Genomic DNA, 5,566 nt, shown 5'->3' on the forward strand with positions numbered 1-5,566 from the left:
TGTGTATAAGAGACAGACCCAACCCGCCCCGCTTCATCCGGGGCCGCCCTGCACCAAATCAGCCCCTCCGGCGTTTGAGGAGCCGGGGTCCGGGGGTTGGCCCCCGAAACAACGGGGCCGAAGGGGGCAGCGCCCCTGGCCGGAGTGGGCGGGCAACCGGGCTACCGGCCGACCGCGGGCGAACGCGGACGCTGCGGTGGCCCGGGCACGGCCGGCGCGGCAGGACGGTTGCGTGACAGCATGATCGCGGGTACTGCGGCGAGGACGAAGAGTACTCCCGCCATGGCGACGTAGAGGTGCACGCCGGTCGCCGTGCTCACCGGGGCACCGTCGGCAAGGGTCCCGGGGATGTGGGTCGCTTTGAGTATCTCGCCCCCGGCGATGTTGAAGACGACCGAGCCGAGGGCGAGCACGACCGACACCAGGCCGGCGATCGTGCCCTGCCGCTCGGGCGCTTCGAGGCCGGTCGCCAGGTTGTAGCCGGAGGCGCCGATCGCGCCGGCGGCCATGCCGAGCAGGGCGCCGCAGGCGATCGCGAGTGGGAGCGCTGATACGCCGGCCAGCATCGCGAAGGTCGCCACTGTCCCGACGGCGATGCCGCCGACGAGGGGCAGTGCGGGACCGTACCGCCCCGCGATCCATCCGGCACACGTGCCGCCGATGACGATGCCCAGATTGGGCGCGGCGAGCAGCACCGCGACCGCCTCTCCGTCGCCCAGTCCGTAGCCGAGCCCCAGGTCGGGGGGCACCTGTGCGACGATGCTCGTCAGTTGCAGCATGCTCCGGAAGGACCCTGCTGCCAGTACCAGGGCCAGCAGCGTCAGCAGGATCGGGCGGCTGAGGGCCCGGATGTCGATGATGGGTTCGTCGACCCGCAGCGCGAGGAACGCCCAACCGGCCAACGCGGCGGCACCGGACGCCAGCAGCGCGATCATGCCCCCGGACAGCCAGCCGAGGTCGCTCCCGAGGCTGGCGTAGGCGAGCATCGCGCCGAGGCCGCCGCCGAGCAGGAGCGCCCCGCGCACGTCGATCCGGCCGGGCTTGCGGATCGGCGACTCCGGGATGAAGGAACGTACGCAGAGCGCGGCCGCCGCGGCGAGCAGCGCCGCCACGACGAACACGCTCCGGTAGCCGAACACGTCGATGATCGGCTGCATCAGGAACGGTTCGATGATGCCGACGATCGACGAGCCGGACGTGACGAGCCCGACCAAGGCCATTGCCACCCGCGGGGTGCAGATCTGGCGTGCGAGGGCCACCGTGAGGAAGACCGCGGCGAAGGCGGCGCCTTGGAGGAAGCGCCCCACCAGGAAGATCCAGACGTTGGGGGCGACGAGGCAGACCAGCGCTCCCGCGCAGGCGAGGAGCAGCGTGCCGATGAGCATCCGGCGCTTGCCGAAGATGTCGGAACTCTTCGCGAGCAGCGGCGACCAGATGGCCCCGGCCAGCAGCGCGCTCGCGTTCAGCCACGCGGCCTGGTCGGTGTCGAAATGCTCCAGTAACTGGGGCAGGACCATCATGGGCGAGCCGATGACCACGTCGGCCAGGATGTTGGCGAGGGTGAGAACGGCCGCCCAGAGGATGAGCCGCTTGCTCCAGTGGTGCTCTTGGGCGTCGGGGGCGGGCTTTAACAGCGTGTCTTTCACTAGGCATTCTCCAGTGCATTTGGGGGGATTGAGGTTTCGGCGACGTTCAGGGCGCGCCGGTGCCGGGTGCTTGCAGCGCCTTGTTGCGGGCGGCGATGGCAGCCCAGGTGGTCGGCAGCATGCGGTCGCGTCCGCTGTAGACACGGTCCTGGGCGAAAGTGACATAGGGGCGCTGCCGGGCCTCGTACCGTGCGAACGCGGTGGTGTGGTCGTTGCCGCACCGTTCGAGTTCCTCGGCGAGAAAGCGGGCGCCGGTGAGCGCGAGTGAGGTGCCCCGGCCGGACAGGAAGGCCGGGCTGTACCCGGCGTCCCCGACGAGGGCGACGCGGCCGCGGTGCCAGGAGGGCATGTGGATCTGGCCGGCGGAGGTGAAGAAGAAGGAAGGATCGACGCGGGCCGCATCGAGCAACTCCGGGATCCGCCACGACCGGTGGCCCGCGAAGGCGTCGATGAGGATCTTCTTCTGGGCGTCCAGGTCGTGGTGGTCGTAGTCGATCGGCTCCGAGCGGAACTGGAAGACCGCGACGGCCTTGCCCTTGTACCGGAAGAGACCTGCCATCCGGCGGGGGACGTTGTATATCGAGTTGGGGCCCTCGGATCGCGCCTCGCCGGGGTGGTCGGCGAGGGCGAAGTACACACCGAGGTGCCGGAGGTAGTCCTCCTTTGGCCCGAACACCAGCCTGCGCACCGCGGAGTGCTGGCCGTCGGCACCGAGCACCAGGTCGTACCGCCCGGTGCGGCCCGATGCGAAACGCACGTCGACGCCGCCGCTGTCGATGCCGCCGCCGTCGGTCAGTGTCTCGATCGAGTCGCCGAAGCGGATCGCCGCGGTGTCCGGGAGCGCATCGGCGAGGATACGCACGAGGTCTTCGCGGAGAAGCTCGATGTCGTCGTCGGAGTCGCTGATCTCGGCCATCGGGATCCGGGCCACCGGCTCGCCGGCGCTGTCGACGAACTGGGTGAGCTCGGACATCCGGACCCGTTGCTTCTGGATCTTCGCGAGCAGTCCCATTCTGTCCACGGCCTCGATCGCGTCACCGCGGATGTCGATGGGTGTGCCGGTGAGCCGGAGGTGGTGGGCGTACTCGACAACGGTGACGTCGTGGCCGCGGGTGCCGAGCTCAAGTGCGCAGGCGAGCCCTGCGATACCGGCTCCGGAGACAAGGATGTTCACGTGTGCGCTCCAGGTTTCGCTGAGGTGGGTGCGCGATCGGATCGGCCGCAGTTCGCCGGTCAGGCAGGCGATCCCGCGAAGCGGTGCGGTCGGCGGGCATGCCGATGCCGCGGCGACCCAACAGTTAAAGAAACAATCTGTCGCTTTTAGCGAGCTTACTTACCACCGGCTTGCACCGCAACGCCGCACCTGGCGACAATCGGCACCCGAGCAGAGAAACTGGAGGTGAGCGCGGCGATGGCCGACGGGACCGACCGGTCGCCCGCACGGCGCCCCGGTGGCCGCAACGCGCGGGTGAGAGCGCAGATCCTCGCCGCGACCGTCGAACTCGTGGCGCGCGACGGCATCGCGGGCTTCCGCTACGAGGAGGTCGCCGAGTCCGCCGGCGTGCACAAGACCAGCGTCTACCGCAACTGGCCCGACCGCGAGGAACTGGTGGTCGAAGCCCTGCTGCGCTACGCCGAGGATCTCGCCTCGGTCGCCGACACCGGCGACATCCACCGGGACCTGGTGGACTTCCTGCTGGCCCTCGCCGGTGGCATGGAAACGCCGTTCGGCCGGACGCTCGAACAGGCCATCCAGCCCGCCCGCCAAAGTGCCACCGTCGAGGCGCTGACCAAGATCCTCGACCAGCGCGTGGCCGCCATGCAGCGGCGGGTGGACACCGCCGTCGACCGGGGCGAACTCCCTCCGGTCGACAGCTCCTTCCTCGGCGAGATGATCTCCGGCCCGGTGCACCTCATCGTCAACCGCGGCATGCGCCGGTTCACCCGTGAGGACGCGGAGCGCATCGTCGGCGTGGTGCTCGCCGGTATCCAGGCCACGGCATCGCACGTCTGAGCGACCGTCAGGACCGCACCGTTCAGGGCGAGGGTCGAAAGCCGAAGGTCTGAGCGCCCGTCATGTCCGCGCTCAGTGCGGCAAGTCGAAGTGCCGCATCAGTTCGGGCGTGCGGGGGCGCGAACTGCGGGCGGGTTCAGGAAGCGCTGGTTCCGCGGCGGCGGGCTGGAGTCGCCGGGCGCCTGGCGCACCCCCGTGCTGCCCGGCTACGAGTCCGCGCGCTGAAGCAGCCCTCGTACGTAGGCGGCCTGGCCGACGTGCTGGAGGTCGTCGGCCACGACGCTGACCAGGCGGACGCCGAGGGTGACGGCGGGGGTCCAGTTCTCGTCCACGATCCGGTCCAGGTCGTTGTCGTGGAGCCCGCCCACGAAGGCCAGCGTCCGCTCGTGCACGGCGTCGTGGTAGCCGAGGAGAAGGCCGCCCGAGTCCACCCGGACCTGGGCGACCTTCCCGGGGGTGTGCCCGTATCCCGTGTCGCGGGCGGGCAGCCCCAGGGCGAAGCGGTCCGCCCAGCCGTCCGCCAGCCACACCTGCTCCTGGCCGGCCGCGTCGGCCACATGGTCGTCCTGGATGCGCGTGAGATGCCAGACCAGCCAGGAAACGGAATTGGCGCCGTCCTGGGGCGGGGTGTTGAGGTCGTCGGGGGAGAGGCCCTCGACGGCGGCGTGGACCTCTTCACGGATGCGGCCGAACGCGTCGGTCAGAACGTCTTTGGAGTGCATGACATCCAGCCTCTCGTACGAGGGGCTGGTGCGCCTCCGAAGTCACGGATGCGTTTCTTTTTAGGTTGAACCATCGATTCCGTTTCGGGCGGATGCCAATTCATCGCGTTCAAATCGGTACTTACTTTGGGTAACTCTGCTTCGCCGTCATCAAATCTCCTTGAATTCTCCCCTTCTCGGGTCGCGTGAACAGGCAAGGCCCTCACGGGGCTTCGGAATGGAAGAGCGTGCGATCTCTTGTTGCGGAACCACGCTCTGTGCAAAGGTGACGCCTGTCGGTGTACAGCCAAGGGATGCGTGCTGTGCCGGCACACCCTGGAGGACATCGGACGTGAATGACGCCACCCTTTCGAATTCCCCGCGACTTGCTCGTTCGTTCCGCGTGACGGACGAAGAGCTGGCAGCCGAGCTGAGGAAGTGTTCCAATAAGCGGCCCGCGCACCAGCCCGTCGGGGAACTACTGGCCAGGCACTGGGTGGCCGTCTTCTCGTACGCGACCCTGTGCACCAGTGGCCCGCAACACGCGGGGATGCTCGCCACCGCGGCATTCACGCGGGTATTCGGGGAATCCGTTCGGCAATCGGGCCCCACAGCCGCATGGCGGCCGCATCTGCTGGTCACGGTGCGCCGGATAGCGGGGGAATGGGACACCGACAGACGGCGGGCGATGCTTCATCCGGAACTGAGATCCCGGCCGGAGCTCACCGACCGGGCCGCGGCACGACTCCTCCCCGCGGACGACAGAAAACTCGTCTCCCGTGCCTTACACGGGCTCCCGGAACGCGCCCGCTGCGTCCTGTGGCACGCCGAGGTCGAAGCGGAGGACCCCGCTGTCCCGGCCGCGATCCTCGGGGTCACTCCCGAGGACGCCACCGTGAAGGCGACCCACGCACGGGCACTGCTGCGCGACGCCTGCATGCGCGCGCACCGCGAGACCGCCCCGGACGAGGAGTGCCGCCGCTTCAGCCGTCTGCTGGACGTGGCACTCCGGCGCGGTGACCTGGGACTCGACCCGGACCTGCGGGAGCACCTGGCGGACTGCCCGCACTGCCGTCACACCGCCGACCAGTTGGACCACTCCGGGTCCCGGCTGGCCGTCCTGCTCGCCGAGGCGGTGCTGGGCTGGGGCGCGCGGGCCTACCTCGACTCGCGGCCGGGGCGAGGAAGGGGGGCCGGGAGGAAGG

4 protein-coding genes and 1 pseudogene are annotated in these 5,566 nt (G+C 69.5%); 2 read left to right on the forward strand and 3 right to left on the reverse strand.

All coding sequences use genetic code 11. The features are described from left to right. Positions 1–161 precede the first annotated feature (161 nt). Together FNH08_RS43325 and FNH08_RS43330 are read right to left on the reverse strand one after the other, a co-directional pair. Entirely contained in the window at positions 162–1,646 is a 1,485-nt protein-coding gene (locus FNH08_RS43325; protein ID WP_322726394.1) for an MFS transporter, read from the reverse strand. A 46-nt stretch (positions 1,647–1,692) separates the two neighbouring features. Further along, positions 1,693–2,820 carry an FAD-dependent monooxygenase gene (locus FNH08_RS43330; RefSeq protein WP_322726395.1) on the reverse strand — a complete coding sequence of 376 codons (1,128 nt, stop codon included), beginning with the start codon at positions 2,818–2,820 and terminating at the stop codon, positions 1,693–1,695. Between the two features lie 237 nt (positions 2,821–3,057). Here FNH08_RS43330 and FNH08_RS43335 point away from each other — a divergent pair, with 237 nt between their 5' ends. Then, positions 3,058–3,660 (forward strand): TetR/AcrR family transcriptional regulator, encoded by a 603-nt coding sequence (locus tag FNH08_RS43335; protein ID WP_152777004.1) that lies wholly within the window; start codon positions 3,058–3,060, stop codon positions 3,658–3,660. A 206-nt stretch (positions 3,661–3,866) separates the two neighbouring features. Here FNH08_RS43335 and FNH08_RS43340 read toward each other — a convergent pair whose 3' ends face one another. Next, positions 3,867–4,382: a mycothiol transferase gene (locus tag FNH08_RS43340; protein ID WP_152777005.1), complete on the reverse strand. Its 516-nt coding sequence runs from the start codon at positions 4,380–4,382 to the stop codon at positions 3,867–3,869. A gap of 529 nt (positions 4,383–4,911) precedes the next feature. On the opposite strand from FNH08_RS43340, the pseudogene FNH08_RS43345 reads away from it, so the two are divergent. Beyond that, positions 4,912–5,566, forward strand: a pseudogene (locus tag FNH08_RS43345) (hydrolase); the annotation flags it as partial.

Origin of the sequence: Streptomyces spongiae (assembly GCF_009377185.1) — a bacterium.
Lineage (GTDB): Bacteria > Actinomycetota > Actinomycetes > Streptomycetales > Streptomycetaceae > Streptomyces > Streptomyces spongiae.

What these genes read in the sequence shown, in the direction of transcription:
- FNH08_RS43335 (WP_152777004.1), top strand. Translation starts at nt 3,058, where the DNA reads ATGGCCGACGGGACCGACCGGTCGCCCGCACGGCGCCCCGGTGGCCGC.
- FNH08_RS43340 (WP_152777005.1), bottom strand. Translation starts at nt 4,382, where the DNA reads ATGCACTCCAAAGACGTTCTGACCGACGCGTTCGGCCGCATCCGTGAA.